This is a genomic window from Lapidilactobacillus mulanensis (assembly GCF_003946215.1).
Taxonomy (GTDB): Bacteria; Bacillota; Bacilli; order Lactobacillales; family Lactobacillaceae; genus Lapidilactobacillus; species Lapidilactobacillus mulanensis.
In genome coordinates this window covers 21,879-41,773 of the sequence record NZ_RHOW01000018.1, presented here as the reverse complement: position 1 = coordinate 41,773, position 19,895 = coordinate 21,879, and the positions used below count along the sequence as shown (strand labels likewise).

14 protein-coding genes are annotated in these 19,895 nt (G+C 39.4%); 13 read left to right on the top strand and 1 reads right to left on the bottom strand.

The window, feature by feature from the left end; translation table 11 throughout:
• Window positions 1–152: 152 nt before the first annotated feature.
• Window positions 153–2,696 carry an excinuclease ABC subunit UvrA gene (locus tag EKM67_RS06135; RefSeq protein ID WP_125578149.1) on the bottom strand — a complete coding sequence of 848 codons (2,544 nt, stop codon included), beginning with the start codon at window positions 2,694–2,696 and terminating at the stop codon, window positions 153–155.
• A 180-nt stretch (window positions 2,697–2,876) separates the two neighbouring features.
• Between EKM67_RS06135 and EKM67_RS06130 the strand changes: the two genes are divergently transcribed.
• The 13 genes from EKM67_RS06130 to EKM67_RS06070 all read left to right on the top strand — a co-directional run bounded on the left by EKM67_RS06130 (window position 2,877) and on the right by EKM67_RS06070 (window position 19,869).
• Window positions 2,877–3,395 (top strand): GNAT family N-acetyltransferase, encoded by a 519-nt coding sequence (locus EKM67_RS06130; protein WP_125578148.1) that lies wholly within the window; start codon window positions 2,877–2,879, stop codon window positions 3,393–3,395.
• 35 nt (window positions 3,396–3,430) lie between these two features.
• The gene (locus EKM67_RS06125) at window positions 3,431–4,393 is read left to right on the top strand and encodes a S66 family peptidase (protein ID WP_125578147.1); all 963 of its coding nucleotides are present in this window, start codon (window positions 3,431–3,433) and stop codon (window positions 4,391–4,393) included.
• 1,220 nt (window positions 4,394–5,613) lie between these two features.
• On the top strand, window positions 5,614–7,509 hold the full coding sequence (locus EKM67_RS06120; protein WP_125578146.1) for an endonuclease MutS2: 1,896 nt from the start codon (window positions 5,614–5,616) through the stop codon (window positions 7,507–7,509).
• A gap of 255 nt (window positions 7,510–7,764) precedes the next feature.
• Window positions 7,765–9,621: a GH25 family lysozyme gene (locus EKM67_RS06115; protein ID WP_164506588.1), complete on the top strand. Its 1,857-nt coding sequence runs from the start codon at window positions 7,765–7,767 to the stop codon at window positions 9,619–9,621.
• 178 nt (window positions 9,622–9,799) lie between these two features.
• Entirely contained in the window at window positions 9,800–11,608 is a 1,809-nt protein-coding gene (locus EKM67_RS06110) for an LTA synthase family protein (RefSeq protein WP_125578144.1), read from the top strand.
• Window positions 11,609–11,804: 196 nt separating this feature from the next.
• Window positions 11,805–12,203, top strand: a complete 399-nt coding sequence (tagD, locus tag EKM67_RS06105; RefSeq protein ID WP_125578143.1) for a glycerol-3-phosphate cytidylyltransferase — start codon at window positions 11,805–11,807, stop codon at window positions 12,201–12,203.
• A 62-nt stretch (window positions 12,204–12,265) separates the two neighbouring features.
• Window positions 12,266–13,441 (top strand): CDP-glycerol glycerophosphotransferase family protein, encoded by a 1,176-nt coding sequence (locus tag EKM67_RS06100; RefSeq protein ID WP_125578142.1) that lies wholly within the window; start codon window positions 12,266–12,268, stop codon window positions 13,439–13,441.
• A gap of 2 nt (window positions 13,442–13,443) precedes the next feature.
• Window positions 13,444–14,871, top strand: coding sequence for an oligosaccharide flippase family protein (locus tag EKM67_RS06095; protein WP_125578141.1), 1,428 nt, complete (start codon window positions 13,444–13,446; stop codon window positions 14,869–14,871).
• Window positions 14,872–14,987: 116 nt separating this feature from the next.
• Complete coding sequence (locus EKM67_RS06090; RefSeq protein WP_125578140.1) at window positions 14,988–16,349, top strand: O-antigen ligase family protein; 1,362 nt, start codon at window positions 14,988–14,990, stop codon at window positions 16,347–16,349.
• 1 nt (window position 16,350) lies between these two features.
• Complete coding sequence (locus EKM67_RS06085; protein ID WP_125578139.1) at window positions 16,351–17,130, top strand: glycosyltransferase; 780 nt, start codon at window positions 16,351–16,353, stop codon at window positions 17,128–17,130.
• Between the two features lie 12 nt (window positions 17,131–17,142).
• Window positions 17,143–17,964, top strand: coding sequence for a glycosyltransferase (locus tag EKM67_RS06080; RefSeq protein WP_125578138.1), 822 nt, complete (start codon window positions 17,143–17,145; stop codon window positions 17,962–17,964).
• 11 nt (window positions 17,965–17,975) lie between these two features.
• The gene (locus EKM67_RS06075) at window positions 17,976–18,674 is read left to right on the top strand and encodes a glycosyltransferase (protein ID WP_225417327.1); all 699 of its coding nucleotides are present in this window, start codon (window positions 17,976–17,978) and stop codon (window positions 18,672–18,674) included.
• A 106-nt stretch (window positions 18,675–18,780) separates the two neighbouring features.
• Window positions 18,781–19,869: a glycosyltransferase family 4 protein gene (locus EKM67_RS06070; RefSeq protein ID WP_125578136.1), complete on the top strand. Its 1,089-nt coding sequence runs from the start codon at window positions 18,781–18,783 to the stop codon at window positions 19,867–19,869.
• Window positions 19,870–19,895 lie beyond the last annotated feature (26 nt).

Here is a 19,895-nt window from a genome sequence, read left to right as displayed (position 1 = left end):
TGTCCTATTTATTTTGGCAAATAAAAACTGGTATTAGTTTTCACCAACACCAGAAAGTGTAGACCCGAATATATCTTCAAGTCGGTGGATTTTTTTGGTGAAAATTATTGAAATCAGGTGTTGTTGATCAAATGATAAATCAGCCGCCACAATTATTCCGCGGAGTTATTTTGAGCGAATAACTGCCAATGTTGTGCTAGATACTGTGTAGTTAAAGTGTCAGGGTGTTTGACTAACTGGCTAGGCTGTCCGGTGGCAATAATCTGGCCACCAGCTTCACCACCACGTGGGCCCATATCGATCAGGTAATCGCTGTTGGCAATTAAATCGAGATCGTGGGTGATCGTAATTACCGTCGCACCACGTTTGAGTAGCTGATCGAAAATTTGCAATAACGTTTGTACATCGAGTGGATGTAATCCGACGGTTGGTTCATCGAAGACGAATAAGGTTGCTAATTGTTTTTGGCGCAAATGTGCGGTTAGCTTTAAACGTTGCGCCTCACCACCAGATAAACTTGGCGTGGCTTCGCCTAGATGGAGATAGCCCAAGCCCATCGATTGTAGCGTTGTGAGTGTGTGTAAAATACGGGGCTGATTCTTGAAAACAGGGAGTGCGTCCGTCACCGAAAGTGCGAGCACATCTGCAATCGAACGGTCTGCCCATTTAACAGATAACATTTCTTTTTTAAAACGATGGCCGTGACAAGTTGGACACGTTTCAGTCATGTCTGGCAAGTATTGAATGTCTAAGGAAATTTCGCCGGTACCACCGCAAGTCGGGCAGGCGCCTTCTTTATTATTGTATGAGAAATATTTGGTGGTCCATTTCTTGGCTTTAGCAGCCGGTTGCTCGGCAAAAAGTCGACGCAACTCATCCATAATATTCGTGTAAGTGGCCACCGTGGAGCGAGCGTTTTTGCCGACTGGTGAGGCATCGACACTGACTACATGCTGGATTTGACTAGCATTGAGTTTACTGACGTGACGTGGCAAGGGTTCTTTTGCTAATTGGGCGTTCAAAGCGGGGATGAGGCTGTCTAAAACCAGTGTCGTTTTACCGGCTCCTGAAAAGCCAGTTACACTCGTCAATCGATTTAGCGGAAACTGTGCCTTGATATCGTGTAAGTTGAACCGATGCGTGATTTCAATCTCGATCTGTCCAGAGCTGAAGAGTTCCTGTTCAGAAGCGGGTTGGCGAACTAATAATTGCGCAGCACCGGTTAAAAATGGGCCGATCAACGAAGCGGTATTTTCACGGATGGCTTGCGGTGTCCCAGTCGCAATCACTTGACCACCTGCCGCGCCAGAATTGGGGCCAATTTCGACTACCAAATCTGCAGCGGCAATCAACGAGGTTTCGTGATCAACAACCACTAGCGAATTTCCTTGCTTGATCAATTCGCGGAATATTTTGATCAAGCCATTAATATTATCGGGGTGCAATCCGACAGAAGGTTCGTCTAGAACATAGAGTACCCCCGTCGTCTGCGTTCGTAGCGTGCGGCCTAATTGGATCCGTTGCAGTTCACCGGTAGATAAACTGGCGCCCGTTCGATCGAGCGTTAAATAATCCAAGCCTAAGTCCAAAAGTGGCTGGAGTTGATTGAGCAATTCCTGAGTGAGGTTCTTAGCCAGTGCCTGCATATTTGTCGGCAACCAATTTTTTATCGTGGTCATGAATGCGGGCAAGTTGCCCAAGGTCATTTGCGCAACTTCAGCAATGTTTTTACCAGTAACTAATTGTGTTAAGCGTGTTGGATCCAAGCGAGTGCCGTGACATGTTGGGCAAGTTTGGAACTGATAAAAACGATTGAGACGTTTCAAAGCAATGTCACTTTTAGTCGTGCTCATACTATCTTCGACGGCAGCGTAGGCATTTTCGTAAAGGGCGTGGTCCATGTGAAAGACCCGACCGTTCTTTGAAGGGATATCGATGGGATACTGTTTCTTCTCACCGTGCAAAACGAAATCTTGCTCTTCTGGCGTTAAGTCTTGATAAGGCACGTCGATGCGAATGCCGGCAGCTTGCGCGACGATCGGCATAAAATTACGACCAGGAACTCGCCAGGCTGCAACGGCACCGTCCGTCAGACTTTTTTCGGGCGCGTCGATCAGTTTTGTCGTGTCTAACTGACGGGTTGTGCCTAATCCGCCACAGGTTGGGCAGGCACCGTCGGAATTAAACGCGAAATCTTCCGCACCGAAAGCATAGAATTGCACACCACAAGTAGGACAGGTGATTCGACTCATTTCATCGCCGACTTTATCCATAGCCTCTGCGATCTCAATCGTCGGTGGTACTTGATGCCCATTTGGACAGACGGGTGAACCTAGTCGTGAAAAAATCAGCCGGAGAATATTAAAAATTTCGGTCATCGTACCGACAGTTGAACGCACGCCTGGAACAACTGGGCGCTGGCGCAACGCTAATGCGGAAGGAATATGTTTGACTGACTTCACTTCCGCGCGACCGACTTGGCTGATTCGCCGTCGCGTGTAAGTTGCCAAAGAATCGAGATAACGACGCGCACCTTCAGAATATAAAATACCCATGGCCAAAGACGATTTACCAGAACCGGAAACGCCGGCAATCGCCACAAATTTATTCAGTGGAATATTCACATCGATATTTTTAAGATTATTGACTGCACCGCCACGCACTTCAATTTGTGTGGGGAGATTTGTTCGATCCATTTTTAAAAACCTTCTTTGGAAATTTTCTTTTAGTACTGATGAGTTTACTTTAGCACGGATGCGCGACTTTTTGTATTAATGCCTTTTTTGGGGACAGGTTTGCATTTTATCGAGTGGCTTTGTAAACTAGACGGATAGCTAAAGTAGTCGGTGTTTTTAAACTCAGTTGAGGAGATCATCATGGAAATTACGATCAAGAAAATAGTTGTCGCTGACGTTGAATTATTACAGCAACTCAGCATCGAAACTTTTACAGATACATTTGCGGCTGATAACACGCCCGAAAATTTACAAAATTACTTAAACGAAGCCTATACCACCGAAAAATTAACCGCAGAACTAGAAAATCCCGAGTCAACATTTTACTTTGTTTATGCGGATCAAGAATTAGCAGGTTACTTAAAGTTAAATGTTGGTGCTGCGCAGACCGAGGTTGAGGGAACCAACGCCATGGAAGTTGAGCGCATTTATTTACGGCAGTCAGTTCAACATCAAGGTCTGGGCAAGAAGCTGATTCAATTAGCCGAAAAAGTGGCACATGAAACGGGCAAATCAGAATTGTGGCTAGGCGTCTGGGAACACAATGAAAATGCTAAGGCCTTCTACGAAAAAATGGGTTTTAAACACATCGGCGCACACCATTTTATGATGGGGACAGATCCACAAACGGATTTAATTTTGTTGAAGAAACTGGATTGATATTTTGATTGCAACAATCAGGAAGTGGGACAATTATGAAAATCGGATTTTTCTCGTCATCAACCCCAATTACCGCTTTATCACCACAACGATTTGCACGCGCCCAGGATTTTTTGCGTAGTAAGCAGATCGAGTTGGTAGCCGGCAGTTTAACCGGCAAACAAGACCATTATCGCAGCGGTTCGATTCAGAAACGCGCGGCTGAAATTAATCAGTTGATCCATGATCCCGAAGTGTCGGTGATTATGTCGACGATTGGTGGCACGAATACCAATGCGGTGCTGCCGTATATCGATTACGAATATTTGCGTAGCCATCCGAAAACGTTCGTTGGTTATTCTGATACCACGGCGTTGTTGCTGGCAATTTATACGCAGGCGCCGAATTGCCGAGTCCTTTATGGTCCCGCATTGGTAGCAGCCTTTGGTGAATTTCCACCGTTTGTTGAGCAAACCTGGAACTATTTTCAGACGATGATTGATGCGTCGATCGATACTAAAATTGCACTTACGGCTCCGAAATTTTGGACGGATGAGCGCGCTAATTGGGAAAGTTTCGAGCATTTCAAAACGACCCACGAAAATCACTGGGGTTATACCACACAACCGATTTTATCTGGAAAGGTGGTTGGCGGGAACCTAGATACGATGTACGGTTTTATGGGCGCCAAATATTTTCCAAAGTTTTCTTCGGATGATTTGCTCTTTATTGAAGATGCGGAGAAGGATGCCGCGACGGTCGAGAAAAACTTTGCCATGTTGAAAAACGCCGGTGTTTTCGATCAGGTGAAAGGAATCATTCTGGGCAAGCACGCGTTGTTTGATGATCGCGGTACTGGGCGACGGCCGATCGATATTTTGTTGGAAGTTTTGAATGGCGCGGATGTGCCGATTATTTATGATTATGATAGCTGCCACACGACGCCAATGATGACGACACCGATTGGCGCACGGGCGACGTTTGATGCGAAAAAGATGACGGTTGAGTTTGAGCTGTAACTGGGGTGATGGCTGCAGGATTTTGGAAGTGCGGAATATTTTACCTGCATTTGAATGGTCTAAAATTATGGTTGTGTGTAACTGCAGTTTGAATTTGCTGCAGAGAATGAACAGCACACTCGTGGGGACGGCTCCAGGATTTCCAAAGTACGGAAATTCTTCCGCCTAAATTTGGAGCTCTTGCCAAACCGGCAAGATCTCCGAATTTCCCATGCTCTAAGCGACGATGGATCGTGTCGCTAAGACCATTATCACAGTGTGCTGTTCATTCTCTTCCGCAAATTCTGTGTGTCTATTCTAGTAAACAGATTTAAATTTTGAACTGGACTTTCTCCCGCATGAATCTTTTCTGAGCAACATAAATATTTAGTGGCAAAATATCAAACGTGATCATATTTCTCACAAAAAACGCAATCGACGTTAAATTCAAATCATGCGACACAAACCCAGTTATTTCCAGTTCACCACTAAACCAATTCAAGTTTAGGTCGCGGCTGCGTGGGGCAAGTGACGACACTGTGAAACTGGTTTTGCGACAGGGCCATCGTCGCTTACAGCAGGGGCGCATTTCGAGATTTTTCTCAGGAGCCGGGTTTGCGACGGATAAAAAGCTCGAAATCGAGGTGGAAGACTTTCCCCAGAGTGTGACGCAACATGGTTTGAAATCAACAGCTAAGACGTCAAGATACAAGAATTGGGCTTCATTCTTCGTGGCTTGATCTCTTAGATGCTGATTTCAATGTTGCAGAACACGTTTCGGGGAAAGCCTGGAACCGTCCCCACAGTAGTCAGTCACTTGCCCCACGCAGCCGCGACCGAAGGTAGAGCAGCCAGATTTTACTTTCTTACCACGCTCATACCGTTGACGAATGAGCTGTTTCTTGTTATATTGAAATCAATAAATGACCAGGAAATTATTGCGAGGTTCTTGATGAGTGTGCTTGGGTTCTAATTAGCCAGCTAAATAACTGAATGAATAGCAACAGATAGTGGTGGTGCTTTTAGCACGTTTATTTGCGTCACACTATCCACACCTGCTATTTATTCGGACACTCATGAGTGATGCCTGTCGCAATTTAGATTGTTGAAGACTATGCGTTTTAAACGTATGGAGACGGTAGGATGACTGCCGCCTTTTTTGTTGCCTAAATTTAATTCAACAACGGAAAAAATCTGGTCGTTTTTATCAGGTATCCTCTTTCACAACGAAGGAGAACGAAATGAATCAAGCAACTTTTGAAAAATTACAATTCGATCGTGTCAAAGCCGAAGTTCAGGCGCAGGCGTTGGGAAATTACAGCAAGGCAAGAATTGCCACGTTGCAGCCACAGTCGGATTTAAAAACGGTCCAAGCGTGGCAACAAGAAACACAAGAAGCACGCTGGATTTTGGATAATGGACAGCACGTTCCGTTTATGGGATTAACTCGGATCGATGAGCTATCCGCCCAGGTCAAGAAAGGGCTCGTGCTCACACCCGCCGAGCTAGTGACCTATGCCGATTTTATTCGCAGTAGTCGCATGATCGCTACATTTTTTGAAAAAAATCAGACGCAGACACCATTATTATGGCAGTATAGCCAAAACTTGCCGGATCTGCAGGAAATCGAAAATGCCATTTACAACAAAATTAAAAACTCACAACTGATCGATGCCGCTTCGCGCGAGCTCCGCAAGATTCGCAAGCGTCAGCACGAGTTAGAAAAAAATATTCAAGATAAATTAACGAAATTCATGCATCAATCTGGCCACCGTGAAATGATCCAAGAACCGATTGTTGTTCAAAAGGACGGTCATTACACGATCCCAATTAAGGCGAATTATAAAAATAAACTCGTCGGACAGGTGATCGATCAGTCGAATCATGGGGGGACGGTTTTTATGGAGCCTGGTGCCGTGGCAAAATTAAACGAGCAGTTGATCTTGACACAGGCCGAAGCAACCGCCGAAGAATATCAAATTTTGGCAGAATTAACCGGTGAAATTGCCGCTGAACAAGCGCAAATCGATTATATGATCGAGTCGATCACGGCGCTGGATATTATTTTTGCGCGGGCTAAGTACAGCCGTGAATTGAATGGAATCACGCCAGAAATCAATCAGTCCGAAATAATTCGGATCAAACAAGGTCGGCATCCATTTTTACCAGCAGATGCGGTCCCACTCGACTTCGCGCTAGGAGCCGATTACCGCGGCTTGGTCATCACCGGACCCAATGCGGGCGGCAAAACTGTCGTGCTGAAAACGGTGGGCTTATTGACGCTGATGACTATGTTTGGCTTGCAAATTCCCGCAGCCGAGGGGACAAACATGGCGATTTTCGACCGACTTTTCGTCGACATTGGCGATGCGCAAGATTTGGATAACGCGTTGAGTACTTTTTCGGGGCATATGCAAAACGTTGCGGAAATTCTCAACCAAACGAAACGCAATACGCTGATTTTGTTGGACGAGATCGGTAGCGGCACTGAACCAAATGAGGGTGCAGCGTTGGCAATCGCCATTATGGAGTCGATGTACGAAAAGGGCGCCTTGATCGTCACCACCACGCACTACGGCGAAATTAAACGTTTCGCAGAGTTGCATGCAGATTTTATTCCCGCAGCAATGGAATTTGATAGCGCCACGCTAACGCCGAAATATCTCCTTCATCTGGGCAAAGTTGGGGACAGCCAAGCGCTCTGGATCGCCAAGAAAATGAAAATGGACACCACGTTGATCCACCGCGCACAACATTATATTGCGAAAAAAAATTATCAAACCGAAAAGAAACAGTTTTCGAAAAATTATGTCCAGAAACAGACCGTGGAACAAAATCGCCTTGCACAAGGCGACCGCGTATTAATGACTAGCACGCAACAAACCGCATTAGTTTATCGAGACGAAGGAAAAGACGAATTGGCTGTTTATGTGGATGACGAAGTTGTGCCGATTCTGCGTAAACGATTGAAACTACTCACACCCGCAACAGAACTTTATCCCGCAGACTATGATCTGGACAGCTTATTAACGGACTATCGAACTCGCAAACTGCGGCATGATTTGGATCGTGGCTCGAAGAAAGCTCAGAAAGAATTGGATCGGGAACGGGAGGAGAGGAGAGGAAATTTGAAATAACAGCATGTATTAGCAATTGAGTTTGCCAATTCGTATAAATATTCTTAATTTACCTAAAAATAGTTATTTTTATGTTTCTTTTAAGTTACAAAATCGGTGTTATTGCTAAATATAAGGTTCTATCTGTTAAAATTACCCTTAATGACACGTTCAAACTTGTGGAGGGATAATTACAATATGATTCAAAATTTTTTATTCAGGAATAACCGCGGCTCTGTTGCGAAAGATAAGCACAGGATTACCGGATTTTCCATTGTGGGGTTAACTGTATTAGGCCTATTCTTAATGTCAACCACGCAACATAGTGTCGTGCACGCAGACACAACTAGTGGTGCTGGGGCAACGTCGGAAACAGCCCCATTTATAGCCGGTACAAGGTCTAATTTGGATTCGAAAATGATCTTACCTGCCAATATTGTTGCACAACAAGCCTGTGATGTTTTTACGATCGGGGATGCAGGACGTCCTCGTGTTGATATGATCGATGTTTCATCTTATCAATCTGGATTGACACAAGCAAATTATAACAAGATGAAAGCCTTTGGGGTTAAAACCGTTGTAGTTAAGCTCACAGAAAGCACAACGTACACCAATCCATATGCCAAGGCTCAGATCAAGATGGCACAAAATGCTGGTCTCGAAATTCGTGTTTATCACTACGCACAGTTTACGACAGCGGCCGAGGCAAAGAACGAAGCTGCATATTTTGCTAAAGTTGCGAAAAGCTTTGGTTTAAGTAGCAAAGTTATGTTTTACGCAGATATGGAAGAAGGTAAAACAGCAACTAGCAATGTTGTTAATAACCTGAAAACATTTTATAGCACGCTTGCCGCGAACGGATATAGCAATTACGCCGTTTACACCGGACACGGGTACAAATACTGTGATGCCATTGTAAACATCCTCGGTCAAAAGAAAGCGTGGATCGCTCAGTATCCATATCAACCAAGTTCAAGCAACCTTTGGAATTTTTCATATGCTGCATGGCAATTTAGTAGCACTGCAATGTTGCCAGGATACGGCAGTACAATCGATGTTTCGATTGACTACACTAGCGTAAATGCCGTAAATACCGGAAGTGTCGATAATGTTTCTTTATCTGGTACGAATTTGCAAGTGCGTGGGTGGCATGTAAGCGATGAATCCGAAGGGAAAAATTACAGCTTTATCATTTTGTATGATAAAACAAATGGGAAAGAATTAGGTCGATATAAAATCACTCGCGGTGTAAGAAATGACGTTCATAAAATCTACGCCAATGTTTATAATTCAACTAACAGCGGTTTCTTGATCAATATTCCATTTTCAAGCAAGCTAGTTGGTAAAGACATCCAGGTCATTTCACGTTATGCGCAATCTGCAAGTGGTGAAGGCAGTTATGTAGATTATCGTTCCCCGAAAACTTATAAATTTAACAGTGATCACGGCTCATCTGACTCGGTGAAAATTTCAGGCACACAATTACAAATTAAAGGTTGGCATGCCAGCGACAATTCTGCAAGCAAACCTAATAGTTTCGTTATTCTGTATGATAAAACAAATCGTAAAGAACTTGGCCGTTATAAGATCTCAAGAAATGTCAGAAATGATGTCAGCAAAGCCTATCCCAATATTTATAATTCAGCCAATAGTGGTTATACACTTAACATCCCGTATAGTAGCGCGCTAGCAGGAAAAAATTTGCAGGTTATATCGCGTTATTCTGATGCTGCAAGTGGGGAAGGAAGTACTGCTAATTATTGGTCAAAAAGCTATCAATTTACAAATAATCGTGGATCGATAGACACTGCAAAAGTGGTTGGCAACCAATTGCAAATTAAGGGTTGGCATGCAAGTGATAATTCGATCGGCAAAACGAACAGCTTTATTATTCTTTATGATTCAACAAATCATAGAGAACTCGGACGCTATAAGATTTCTAGGTATGCCCGTAAAGTTGTTAACAAAGCTTATCCGAATGTTTATAATTCTGTAAATAGTGGATTTATGATCAATATTCCCATGACAAGCAAATTAAAGAATAAAAACATTCAAATCATTTCACGTTATTCTAATTTAACTAGTGGAGAGGGTAGTTATGTTGATTATCGATCTTCAGCACGGAAATTTTGAGTAACAATTTAGATGAAGTTGAAAACATCTCCTTTCTTGGAGATGCTTTTTGTTTTTTCAAGGGATTTATTAATCGTGTTTATATTGCTGCAAGTTAATTTATTGAAAATAATTAAAGCAACAATCAGTTTCTGAAAAGAAACTGATATAATTAAGTTATTGTTTCCGGAGGAAAATTATGATTTCTTACTTTTTAACAATTTTTGTTTTCTTCACCATGTATGTTCCATTATTTAGTGTTCTTAGAAGGAATAATCTGAGCGAGATAAACACTGTTTTTAAAATGATTTTAAATGCAGTTAGTGTTTTTACAATAGTACTTGTGGTTAGCCGGTATATTTTGCGCACCAACCTTTTAATTGCCACTAATTATTCATTGATGTATTTTGCAAGAATTCTGACATTGTTTTTGCTCACGGAAATCATCATTCTGTTATTGGATAATTTCTTTCATTTAGGTAATTTTTTTACGATTATAGAAATTAGAAAATCGACACTTAAAAAAACGATTCAGTCAATATTGCTATCGCTACTGGTTGCGGTCGCAGTTTTCCTGTATAAAGCAAGTTTTTGGGCAACCAACACTTTCGGTTTGCTTAATCCAGAACAACTTATTTATAATTTGCAACAACCCATGGAGGGTGCAGATACAAGTTTTATCGCTTCTTTTTTAAATGGGCCTTTACTTGTTGCGGTGATTTGTTTGTTACTGGTATTTCCATTTGTTTTAGCGTTGTTCAGAATACGATTTGAAATTCATAATCGCTTTAAATATATCTATACTGTAGTTACAGTCATTTGTTTGGCTTTTTCATCTGTTCTGATTTTTGCTGCTGCAAAAAATATCAATATAGCAGGATTTTATAAGTATTTTACTTCTTCTTCGACGTTTATTGAGAGAAATTATGTTGACCCACAAAAAACAAAATTAACATTTCCTACTAAAAAAAGAAATCTAATTTATATTTATGTTGAGTCTCTTGAGTCTACTAGTATTGACAAGCTTCAAGGTGGTCAGATGTCAACGAACCTACTGTCTAAATTGACTGAACTTTCCAGCGAAGGGATTCATTTTTCAGACAGCGATAAAAAGTTTGGTGGCGCAATGCAATTTTATGGTACTGGTTGGACGATTGCTGGGATGGTTGCCCAAACAGCAGGATTACCTTTGAAGGTACCAGTTCAGGGGAACTCGTATGCGAATTCATCTAAACAGGAATTTCTTCCTGGAGCAACGACCATAAATGATATTTTGAAAGAGAATGGTTATCAACAAACAATTCTGATGGGTTCGGATGCCACTTTTGGCGGTCGTAGAAGTTATTTCACGCAGCATGGAAATATTAAAATTGATGATTATTTGCAGGCCAAGAAAGATAAACGTATCGCCCCGGATTATCGTGTGTGGTGGGGTTATGAAGATTCTAAATTGTTTGCATATGCCAAGCAGGATTTGATCAAAATGGCAGCGAAAGGCAAACCTTTTAATTTCACTATGTTGACCGCAAATACTCATCACATTGGCGGTTTTCCAGAAAAGAACATGCCAAAGACGTATCCGCAGCAATATTCAAATGTTATTTCCTTTACTGATACACAGTTAGTAGAATTTGTTTCTTGGATCAAAACCCAGCCATTCTACGATAATACAACCATTATCATTAACGGTGATCACCTATCGATGGATGCGAAATATTATCAGGATATTCCCTCAAAAAAGCGTCATACATTCAATTTAATTCTTAATGCAGCAGGCGACAATTCAAACGTGAAAGAAAAAAATAGAACTTTTGGTACTTTTGACATGTTTCCCACGACGCTTGCCGCGCTCGGTGTTAAAATTGAAGGTAATCGTCTTGGCTTAGGGACCAATCTCCTGTCAGCTAAAAAAACAATCGCGGAAAAATATGGATTTAAGGTTGTCAACGAGGAATTATCGCAAAGTTCGAAGTTTTATAATGATACTTTTATGTATAGCAGTAAGTAATTTATAATGGTAGAAGCGTGGATTAATCTTGAAAAAGTTCTAAGGTTGTGATGATTACTATGAATTGTTCATCAAATATAATATTATAGATTACAGTTGTCTAATTGTTGTTTGAAATAATTAGGTATAAAACCAGTATCTGATCAGGAATTATAAGTTGATCAAGAAATATTATTAAATAAAATAGGGGTGCCTTATGAAACGTGTTATAACATACGGAACATTCGATCTTCTTCATTATGGTCATATCAACTTGCTACGTCGAGCAAAAGAGCATGGGGATTATTTGATTGTCGGTTTATCCACCGACGAATTTAACTGGGATGAAAAGCAAAAGAAATGTTATTTTTCCTATGAGAAGCGCAAACAATTATTGGAAGCAATTCGCTATGTCGATTTAGTTATCCCAGAAACTGGATGGGAACAAAAGGTAGAAGACATCAAAGAATATCATATTGACACGTTTGTTATGGGTGACGATTGGGCCGGAAAATTTGATTTCTTACGCGATAAAACAGACGCAGAGGTTATTTACTTACCAAGAACGCCAGAAATATCCACAACACAAATAAAAAAAGATTTGGGAATGGATTAACGGCTAAAAATAGCTAATATAGATGGCGAGTAAATCTATGATTCTGGGGTGTGAAAATTAGCATGATCACAAAAATAAAAAAATATAGTCGCGACGTTATTCAAAGTGTCATTTATTTTATGAGCGGTTTTTCTCACCGCAATCCGAAAAGAATTGTGTTCGGCTCATGGTTTGGGACAAAGTTAGCCGATAATTCATTATATTTTTTAGATTACTTAGTTCAAAAAAAATATGATGAAAATTATGAGTTAGTCTGGATCGGTGACGAAAAATTGAGGCAAGAAGTCTTGGAACGTTTCGATGGCAAGGTTGCATTTTGTCGAAGAAATGCAATGAGTACTTTTCGAGTTTTGTTAGGTGCAAAATATGGGTTTGTCTCAAACGGTATGTCTGACTTAGGAACGTTGGTACCTAATAAAAATATGTCGTTAGTTCAGTTGTGGCACGGCTTTCCATTTAAAAGAATTGGTGCGGACATGCCAACTGATCCCAATGAAGGCAATCAAGTTTTTGATGAGTTCTCTTATTTTTTATCTACTTCAGAAGTCATGACAAAGCGCTTATTAACAGCTTTTAAAAATTATGGCATTACTGAGAACAAACTTATTAAAAGTGGGCAACCACGAGATCGTATTTTTTACGATCATGAAAGAAGTCGTATAATCAAGAATGAATTACTGGAAAAATTACACATTCCTCGCGGTGCCTTCGTGGTTTCATATCTGCCAACATTCAGAGATAGCAATTCTGCAAGTTTTTCTTTTAGAAATCTTGGGAGTGAATTCGAAGAACAATTGCAGCATGCAAATATTTTTATTGTTGAAAAGCCACATCATTTTCGTGCTCAAGAGTATCATGTCTCAAGCTCAGCAAATATTATTGAAGCTCCTGATAGTATTGATACCCAGCACTTATTGATAATCACTGATTTGTTGGTCACGGATTATTCAAGTGTCTACGCTGATTTTCTTTACTTAAATCGTCCCATTATTCATTATTTATATGACGGCGACTATTATGTGAACAATGACCGTGGTCTCTATAATAAAAATGTAGAAGCCACGTTTGGTGGACCCGTCATTAAGGATGAGAAGACATTAATCGATTTTGTTCTCAACCACAGTGATAAAGATTTTCAGGATGTGAAACGAAACCAACTGAATTCGATTGTTAACCAGTATTCGGCGCAAAACTCCGGAGAAATTATTGCTGAAAAATTGGGCCTAGTGAGAGGTTAAATGTGAAAAAAATAAGAGTTAATTTGGTTTATAACGCCATGTATCAGTTTCTTCTAGTGGCGTTGCCCATTCTGACAATACCGTATCTATCTAGAGTGTTGGGACCAAAACCACTTGGAATAAATGGTTATGTTGGCTCAATTGTCGCATTTGCCGGAAATTTTATGTTGTTAGGATTAAATCAATTTGGTGTGCGAACGATTGCACAGGCCAAGGCGGATGAAATTAGTTCAAAATTCAGAGATCTATGGATTGTCCAAATTGCGACAGGTGCGCTTATTGTCCTGATCTATATGTTGGCAACTTCTATCTTTCTGCCTTATAAGATCTATTTTTATTTGAACATTCCTTATTTAATTGGTTATGGGCTAGATATTTCTTGGGCTTATATTGGATTAGGCAACGTCAAGAAAGTAGTTCTACGAAATAGTATTGTCAAGATTTTGAGTGTGCTGTTGATTTTTACTTTAGTACACAATCCTCATGACTTATGGAAGTATGTTACGATCAACAGCGTTGGTATGCTCCTTGCAAATTTTGTTTTTATCATCGATTTGAAAAGCATCGGGATAAAACTCAAAGAAATCAATTGGCGAGAAGTAAACAAAAGATATTTACGCCCATTAATTGTTTTAGCTGTTCCAGTAGTAGCTGCACAACTCTATACAAATATTGATAGCACCATCGTTGGTACTTTTTCTGGTGTCACTCAGTTGGCTTATTATGATCAGTCACAGAAGATTGCAAGAATCATTCTAGCAATACTTACTTCTGTGAGTACTGTCATCATGCCTAAGATGGCACAGCTTGATCAACGAGGATCGCAATCAAAGCTGTTTAGTTTATTTAAAACTTCGGCAGATTATACACTTTTATTATCGTTACTATTTAGTTTAATTCTCATGGTTAATACAGAATCATTTATTCCATTTTTCTTTGGCGAGGCATTTACAAAAATGAATTTTAATATGTTCTTCGTAAGCTTGATTATCATTTTCATTGCTTATGGGGGCGTATTCTCGACTCAACTGGCTCTTTCCAAAGGATTATATAAAGAATATACAATTCCATACGTGGTGGGTGCAGTCTTTAGTATTGTCGCAAATTTAATTGTTGTGCCACAATTTAAAGCAGATGGTGGAACTGTTGTTATCGTAACGACGGAATTTATTGTATGTGTATTACGTATTTTCCTAGTCAGGCATGCAGTTGATTTGAAATTATTATTCAAAGAACATATAAAATATGTCTTGGTTTTCTTGATACTACTATTTGCAATGAGATTTGTTCATATTGGCGCGGTTGGGAGTTTTGCAAACTTAGCAATCACTTCAATTATTACTGGTGTACTATTTATACTATTGTTGATTGTATTCCGTACCAGAATACTTTCAGACTTTAAACGGATATTTATTAAGACCGCAAAGTAAGTTTCGTTGAAGATCAGTTTTATGTGTGGGTTTTGCATATAACTGAATTTATAGTAACTATACGTGTCACGTGATGTGATAAATAAAGATAAAAGAACAATGGAGGGTTTTTCCGGGTGAAAAGCAAACAACTAACTAAATTTGAGAAGTATTTATTATATGTCTTCTTCTTTGAACTATTTGCCGGTGGGGGCGGTCGGATACTAGCAGTGGGTCCGATATCTATCCGGCAATTATTGTTTGTTGGCATACTTGCTATTTTTTCTATCCGGTTTATTGTCAATCGTGAAACTCGGAAAGAATTAATTTCTTATTTTGTAAAGCCTTTTTCTGGTATCTCGCTGGTAAGCATACTCATGGTTTTATGGATTGGTATTAGTTCAATTATTGGAATAATCAATCATCATCCGGTGGGGGCTGTTTTAACAGATACTTTAAGAGTTGTTTTCGTGATCACAATCGTTCCGTTAGCATACTATATCGGTAAAAATAGATTTACTAAGGAAGACCTACTCAAAACTTTACTAATTGCTTCTTTGGCAACTTCAATCCTAACGATAGTTATCAGCCTGATTGGTAAGACGATGAATGGACATGATTTCTATTATTTTTATAAATTTATCAATCAGGCATTCCCGGGAGATTTATTCTTTCGTCCATCCAGAGGTGTTTTTTATAAATCACATTTCTTAGTTTTGTTCGCGCTGATTATTTGCTTCATTAATTTGATCGAAAAAAAATCATCTCGTTTGCAGAATGTGACCATTATTTTAAGCGTCGTTTCAATCGTATTATCAGAAACGCGTGGATTGTATATTGGTTTTGCGGTGGGGTTGTTGACATATATTTTGGTCAAAGTAATTATTTACTTCTTTGGACAATCAGGTAAAACAACAATTACTAGAAGGACAATGATCCGCCAAATAGTATTATTAATTGTTGCATTTGCGTTCACCGGTTATTTCTTTGAGAATTCAACGATATCCAGATTCTCCGACCAAGATGATTTCCAAACTGAGGATAATGGTAGCCGAGGTGAACAGGAGGGCACGAAGGTAAATGATGTTAGTATGAATGTCCGTCTTGATTTACTTAAGGATTCAGTCAACCTAGTTGAAAAATCAAAATTGGCATTGCTGATTGGTAATGGATACGGCACTAAGATTGGAAAACGAACAACGGGTATTGAAATGACCTTTGTCGATATTTTAGTTGAACAGGGCGTAATTGGCGCTCTAATTTGGTTAATGTTCTCGCTGTTGCCACTATATTATTATTTCAGAGGATTTTTATTGAGCAGGTATATCGGTATTTTGGATATTGGGTTATTAGGATCTTCACTTGCTATGATTGTAGTAACGAATATTAATCCGTTCCTAAATAGTCCGATTGGATTAGGATTTCTTATTCCAGTCATTGTTATTTCGTTTAAATCATTTAGAAGCTATCAATCCGCAGTGTTAGAGGAGACTGATTAATATCGACAATAAAATTGCAATTAGCATTGTGACGTACAATAGTCCAGACGTGTTTGTAACTTTAGACAATTTTAAATCTGAAATACTACCTAATTTTGCCGCTCACATTTATATTTTTGACAATAATTCGAACGATGACTATCAGCAAAAGTTAGCTAAGTACCAAAATGAAATGATTACAATTCACTTCGCACCTGATAATGCGGGTTTTGGGCATGGACATAACTATAATATAGATCATTGTACGGAAGAGTTTATGTTGATTTGCAATCCTGATATCTTAGTTGATCAAGAAAGTTTTGAACTTTTACTTGTGCAGGCTTCAGCGCAAGAGCATGCAATGTTGGCCCCTTCAGTCTTGTATCCAGACGGATCTGAGCAATATTTAGTTAGACGTAAACTAGATGTGTTTGATTATATTTTGCGATTTATTCCTTTTGGATTTATAAAGCGGTTATTTGATAAGCGTCTTGCCTATTTTGAATGTCGTGATTTAACATCCGAAATGCAGGAAGTCATGTTTGTTTCGGGTTGTTTTATGCTCACACGTCGTCAGGATTTAGTGGATGTGGATGGATTTGATGAACGATTTTTCATGTATTTCGAGGATAACGATTTATGTCAAAAGTATCGTCATGCCAGTAAAAAAATCGTTTATCTGCCAGAAGCGAGCGTTGTACATTATTATGGTAAAGAAGCACATAAAAGTATGAAAGTCTTTAAAATTTTTATCAGTTCGATGATCAAGTATTTTAATAAGTGGGGCTGGAAATTTTTCTAGGATGGAGATTGTATGAAATTTATAATTGTTGCGGTTCTTTATAATAAGAAGATTACGGATTTACCATACTACTCATTATTTGATCAGCTATTTCAAAGAGATATTTCTATCATTTGCTACGATAATAGTCCTTTTGCACAATCAGTAAGCATAGTTGAAAGTCATTTCCATTATTATCATGATGAAAAAAATAGCGGGATTGCCGCAGCATATAATTATGCGTTAAAAATGGCGAATAAAAATCACGTCGCAGCGCTTTTGTTATTAGATCACGACACGCAATTGACTTTAGAACTTGTTGATATGTATCTTGCAACTGTTCTGGATGATAAGCTTGTTGCTGCAGTTCCACGCGTTGTATCTAATGGCGAGCAGATATCGCCTGTGGATGCATCACAATATATTAACCATTCATCAAAAGCCATTGATCCCGGCATTTATTCTAACCCATTAATGGCAATTAATTCTGGTAGTTTGATTTCAGTTGCGTTTTTAAACGAATTAGGCGGATTTAATCAGTCATTTCCATTAGATTTTTTAGATCATTGGCTCTTTTATGAAATTAGTCAGCATGGCAAAAAAGTATTGATATTGGATACATCATTGGATCATGATTTATCTGTTCAAAATTATCAAAATGTTTCACACACCCGATACAATAGTATTATTGATTCAGAGACAAAGTATTATTCTAATTACAGGACTGATTTGCTCCAGGCACACAAAATTCAGTTGCTTAAACGAACGATGAAACAATTTGTCAAAGAGAGCGACCGGTTCTTCTGGAAACGGACGATTCGTGAGTTTAAGAAAATTTGGAGGTTGAAAATGTGATTACGGTTTGTATGGCAACATATAATGGTCAGGCGACAATTGAACGGCAATTACGTTCAATTTTGCCACAACTTTCAAATACTGATGAAGTGCTGATTGTTGATGATCAATCTTCTGATGATACAATACAAATTATTAACGATGTTTTTCAAGAATCAGACATTCCACATCAAATTTTTATTAATCAAGTGAATCAAGGTCCGATAGCCTCATTCGAAAGAGCAATTACTAAGGCTAAGGGCGATTATATTTATTTGAGTGATCAAGATGATCAATGGTTTTCAAATAAAATATCGGTTTGTCAAGCAACTTTTAAGTTGAATAAGTCCGATTTGGTTGTTCACGATGCTATAGTTGTAGACAAAAATTTACAAGTGATCGATAATTCGTGGAATCACTATAATCATAATAATGTTGATCAGGGCGTTCTAGGAAACTTAATAAAAAATGGTTATACTGGTGCCATGATGGCATTTACCAACAAAGTTAAGCAAGCTATTTTACCCTTCCCCCGGACGATTGCAATGCATGATCAGTGGATTTTCTTGGTAACCAAAAAAAATAGATATCGAATTGATTCTATAAAAGAACCGCTAATGAATTATGTGAGACATGGTAATAACGTTACTGGGCAGAAACGAAAGAAACTCCCAATGATTCTAGATCGACTGACGATGATCCAATGCTATTGGTCAATTAAACGTAAATAAATCTTCAAACATAACTAGCTTAAAATAGTAAAATAGCTTTGGCTCTGATAAAATAAATCAGTAGCCGCGGTAGCTTTTAGCGCCTTTCCAGAAAGTGAGTCCTATCATGTTCAACATTATTGTAAAACTTATATTGACAATGATCGTGTCCGCGTTGATCACACCATTTGTTCGAAAACTCGCCTTTGTATTGGGCGCAGTTGATAATCCGAATGCACGACGGGTAAATAAAAAACCCATGCCAACGATGGGTGGTCTCGGTATATTTGTGGCTTTTAATTTTGCTGCGTTTGTTTTATTGCGTAATCAGTTTCCCACACATGAACTGTTAGCCTTGACTACAGCTGAATGTATTATCGTGTTAACTGGTATGATCGATGACATTCGCGAATTATCTCCGAAATTAAAGATGTTGGGAATTGTCATTGCCGGAACAATTGTTTATTTCCTCGGCGGTATAAAAATGAACTTAGTGGTCATACCTTTCCTTGGAACTTTTCATTTGGGTTGGTTAAGTTTTCCAATTACACTTTTTTGGATCATGGCGATTACTAATGCGGTCAATTTAATTGATGGGTTAGATGGGCTAGCCACTGGTGTTTCTATCATTGGGTTAACAACAATGGGAATTATGGCGTTCTTTTTCCTAGCCATTCCCAACACTTATGTTGCAGTTTTAATTTTTACGTTGGTTGCCGCTCTGATTGGATTTCTGCCATATAATTTTCATCCCGCCAGTATCTTCTTGGGAGATACCGGTGCCTTATTTATTGGCTTTATGATTTCGGTACTTTCATTAAAGGGATTAAAAAACATAACGTTTGTCACCTTGGTTATTCCTGTGATTATTCTCGGTGTTCCGATTACAGATACAGTTTATGCGATGTTGCGTCGAATACTAAATAAAAAGCCAATATCACAAGCTGACAAGCATCATTTGCATCATCGTTTAATGCAGTTAGGGCTTACACATCGTCAGACAGTTTTGGCAATTTATGGCTTAGCGCTTATTTTTTCGTTCGTGGCATTGTTATATCCGATTTCTTCGACAATTGGGAACATCGCATTAACAATTGTGATTTTATTCGGATTGGAGCTTTTTGTTGAGTCGATTGGATTGATAGGAGACGATCGTCAACCATTGTTGAGAACAATTTCGAGAATTGTGAAAAAAATGGGTCGAAATGAACGATAGCAATAAACGGAAACAAACCAGATTTT